The organism is Streptomyces sp. NPDC022910, assembly GCF_055561075.1.
The window spans coordinates 1-4,097 of sequence record NZ_JBVHHL010000137.1; the positions used below are offsets into that span (position 1 = coordinate 1).

At 66.5% G+C, this 4,097-nt stretch carries 3 protein-coding genes and 1 pseudogene; 3 read left to right on the forward strand and 1 reads right to left on the reverse strand.

Going from position 1 to position 4,097, the window contains the following annotated elements; all coding sequences use genetic code 11:
* Positions 1-669 precede the first annotated feature (669 nt).
* From ACZ3TS_RS42545 to ACZ3TS_RS42555, 3 genes and pseudogenes are all read left to right on the forward strand, one after another.
* Positions 670-863 (forward strand): annotated as a pseudogene (locus ACZ3TS_RS42545) (NUDIX hydrolase); the annotation flags it as partial.
* Positions 864-988: 125 nt separating this feature from the next.
* Positions 989-1,537: a SigE family RNA polymerase sigma factor gene (locus ACZ3TS_RS42550; RefSeq protein WP_467628510.1), complete on the forward strand. Its 549-nt coding sequence runs from the start codon at positions 989-991 to the stop codon at positions 1,535-1,537.
* A complete protein-coding gene (locus ACZ3TS_RS42555) occupies positions 1,534-2,487 on the forward strand; it encodes a hypothetical protein (protein WP_467628512.1) in 954 nt (317 codons plus the stop codon). Before ACZ3TS_RS42550 ends, ACZ3TS_RS42555 begins: the two co-directional genes overlap by 4 nt.
* A gap of 846 nt (positions 2,488-3,333) precedes the next feature.
* On the opposite strand, the gene ACZ3TS_RS42560 is transcribed toward ACZ3TS_RS42555, so the two are convergent.
* Positions 3,334-3,543, reverse strand: coding sequence for a hypothetical protein (locus ACZ3TS_RS42560; protein ID WP_467628513.1), 210 nt, complete (start codon positions 3,541-3,543; stop codon positions 3,334-3,336).
* Between the last annotated feature and the right edge of the window lie 554 nt (positions 3,544-4,097).

Here is a 4,097-nt window from a genome sequence, read left to right on the forward strand (position 1 = left end):
GCGCGGAAACCTCCGACGATGTCATGGACGAGCAGACCGTGGTCCAGCTGGTGTACCGGCCCCAGCCTGCCGACACACGGGTCGGTCTGCGGGTCAGAAGACGACGGCAACGGAGCCGTACGCATGGGGACCTTGGGGGTAGCAGGGGGACTGCCTTGAGCCCTTGGAGTAGCAATGCGGCAGCACGCACGTAGCTATGAATGAACTCCTAAAGCGGGTGTCGCAGGTTCGAATCCTGCCGGGGGCACAGTGTCTGACCAGCGCGTTTACCTCTCTGAGGTAGACGCGCTGTTCGTCGTAGCCATGGCATTAACCATGAATAGGTTCCAGAACCATGGCGAACACCAAGCGCAAGCGACGTCAGCGCGGCAGCATCCGCCGCAACGGGGCCGGCTTCCAGGTCCAGGTCTATGCCGGACGTGACCCGCTCACGAAGAAGGACATCTACCTCCACGAACAGGCCGAGACAGAGCCCGAGGCGGAGAAGGCCCGCACCAGGCTCCTGCACCAGGTCGACGAGAAGCGCCACCCCAAGACGCAGGTGACCATGTCCTTCCTGCTCGACCGGTGGCTGGGCGTCGCCGAGCTCGACGAGACGTCGTACGAGCGGGCCGAGGGCATCATCCGTAACTACCGCGCTCGAGGCATTCGAGACACTTCGCTCCGCCGTTCCGCTGCGAGCCAGTGGCCGGCACCGAGCGCACGTCCAGCAAGTCAACCGACATCGACTGGCTCACGCCCGACGAGGTCCGCGAGCGTATGTCCGAGGTCATTGCGATCAGGGTCCTGGATGCCTTGGATGACAACGGCCCCACGTACGGAGCCACGATGGCAGGCACCTCATCCCTGTGCGGTCCCGGTAGACGCTTGACGCTTCGGTCCCAGCTGATGGTTGTCAGTGGCCCCGCTCATCTGACCGACGAGGTACCGGATCCCGGGCAACCGAATCCGCCGACACTGTGGTCTGGAGGGCGAGGGAGGGTGCTTGATGCAGGCCAAACAAGAGGCCGAGTTCCAAGAATTCGTCAGAGCGCGGTGGTCCCATCTCGTACGGACCGCGTATCTGCTCACGGGCGACGTGCACCACGCCGAAGACCTGACTCAGACGGCGCTGGCCAAGGCGTACCGCGCATGGCGGCGCGTCTCGCGCAGCGACAGTCCGGAGGCGTACGTCCGCCGGATACTGGTCAACTGCAACAGCGACCGGTTCCGCAAGCGCCGGGTTACGGAGGCTCTGACCGCGGCGCCCCCGGAGGTGGCCGGGCACGACGAGGCCGTCTCGCGGGCCGACGAGCGCAACGCCCTGCTCGCAGCGCTAGCCGGACTGCCGCCGAAGCAACGTGCGGTGATCGTCATGCGCTACTGGGAGGACCTGTCCGAGGCGGAGGTCGCCGAGGTGCTCGGCTGCTCGCCCGGCACGGTCAAGAGCCAGGCGTCCAAGGCGCTGGCGAAGTTGCGTACGCATCCGGGGCTCGCGCAGATCGTGGACGAACCTGTCCGCAGCCGAGTGTCGTCCGGGCAGGGAGGCAGCAGGTGAACGAGGAGCAGAAGCAGCAGGGGACGGGAACCAGTGGGGACTTCGAGGAGCAGCTGCGCGAGCTGCTCGCCGAGGGCGCGAACACAATCCGGCCCGCGCCGGTGCCGTATCCGGCGATCCGCCGCCGGGGCGCGACCGAGCGGCGGCGCCGGGTGGCGGCGGCCGGGGCGGCCCTGGTGACGCTGGCGGCGATGCCCGTGGGGGCGTATGCGCTGGCCGACGGGGATGCAGGCGGGGACACGGCGGCGTCGACACCGTCGGTCAGCGCCACGCCGCGGGCGTCGGCGACGCCGACACCGACGCCGTCCGCGTCGCCATCGGGGCCCGCGCGGCCGACCACGGAGGGCCAGCTCCTCGACGGGATCACCTTCGGGCAGGCCGTCGACGGGCTGAAGAAGTGCCTCGCATACGACCAGTCGCACACAGGCGGCCTGTCCGACAAATTCCGCACGGACCTGGGCGCGGCAGAGGACTACCGGATCATCCTGGCAATGAACAGCACCGGCGACTCCAACGCGCCCGGCAATGGCATGTATGTCGTCGCGGTGAAGGAGCAGCCGAAGCAGACCCGGCTGATCTGCAATGTCAAGGACGGCGAGGCCAAGGGCCTCAACACCAGCGTAGGCTTCGACGATCCGCCGGGCGCCGGCCCCGTGATGGCCGACATCAACGGCGGCAAGCTCTACCAGCAGTCGGTCATCGACCGCGGCAGCTGGAAGCTGCCGTTCCGATGGGGTGTCATCGGCACCGTCGAGCCGTCGGTGGCCCGGGTGACCGTCTCCTACGGCGGCGCCACCAGCCAGGCCGCCCTGGACCACGGCTGGTTCGTCGCCTCTGGCGTCCTGAACCAGCAGGTCACCGTGGCCCCGCGCATCAAGGGTTATGACGCCGACAGCAAGCTGGTCTACGACTCCGACGGGGACAAGAACTACGAGAAGCGGCTGCCGTAGCGCCACCGGGCCGGGGGCGCCACACAGGGGATGGCGCCCCCGGCTCTCGGTCAGCGGTGCGGCACGAGGGCCTTTCTGGTCGCCGGTGCAGATGTGGCAATCCACACCGAGCCAGAAGGCCCTCACCCATCTTCAGATCCCTGAGCCGAGAGCTCCGTCACCAACCGCTGTGGACAAAACTCTGGATGATGCCGATGCCATAGAGTCCGGCACCGCCGTGGAAGGCGCTCGCCGGAATGGTGAGGCTGCCGGAAGTGGCCGTCATGGGTGGAGGCAGTGACCGGAAACATTGACCACTGGCGCCCTGGCTAGTAACTGAGCCTTTTTCAAGGTGAGTTCACGAAGGTTAGGTTGAGACAGTCGGGCTGAGCGTTTTCCGTCTCCCAGGGGTCGTGGCAGGGCCAGCGGACGGTGCCGTCGGCACCCTGGTGTTCCTTGTCGGCCCAGGGAGCGCACGCCGTTGGTGCCTGCCTGTGTCGATCGCCGATCCGGAGCAGATGGCTCGTCTTGACGTACGGGGGCGACCGCCTCGGCGGCATTCCCCACGAGAACCAACGCGCCGCATGATCTGCACGGATGAGGTTATCGGCAAGCGCAAGGCCGGCCCGCGGCTCTTCGCCCGCCATTGGCCGGCGAGTTCTGAAAGCACGGGCCACCGAGATCGGTGGCAAGACCCAGAGGATTGAGATGCGTGCCGGGGCCGTGCCTGACTGCCACCCTTACACGGCGGCGTCGCCGCCAATGCATGAGCGCCCTCCCCGGCCGTCTTGGGGCCGAGGAGGGCGCTCGATGGTGAGCAACGTCGACAGCTGCCGACAGCTCATCAGTAGGTAGTCAGGCTGCCGATCAGAAGGAGGCGAAGACGCCGGCCTGGTGGAACTGGCCGATGGCACCCAGGGCCTCGTTCTTGACGGCGTCGACCTGGGCCAGGACATCCGAGTCGCTGATCGCCATCGGGCCGGCGATGACGCCGACGTGCGGGCTCAGGCCACCGGAGACGCTGTCGAGCTCGGCATCGGAGATCTCAACGGTCTGAACCTGGGGAGCGGAGTTCATGATGAAAATTCCCTTCACATGGATGTTCCACAAGGGGGGCGGCCCCGCTGGGGACAGAAGGCGGGCCTCGACCGCAGGCGTGCGACATACCGTTTCCGGAGACCTTCGCGCGAGCCCGACGGCGCAAAGGATCAAATCACGGAGCGCACCGGGCATCCAGTCAATCAGCGCTCCCACCAACGGAGTTAAACGCACATGTTGCTCATCCGTGCAGACCTGAACACGGATTGAGGACAACCTCTCTACACGCTGCACGGCACCGAGAGGTGACGGGTATTGCCACGGTGGTTCCGAACTGGACACTCCACATCAACAGAGCGCCATCCGGCAGGCTCATGCGCAGATCCAACACACCCTGTGTCGCGATTGCACATTTGGTGTGCAGATTTCACCCCCACAGGGCGCACACAGGGGCGATCGAAGGCTCCTTGCGATCAAGCGGCGCGAATGGATCGAAAAGGGTGCGTTTCTCCTGAGGTGACGGGCGTGTCTGTCGGTGCCGCTGGTTCGTTGCCGTGGCGGAGTGATGGTGCTGGTCGGTGAGGTGGGCTGGT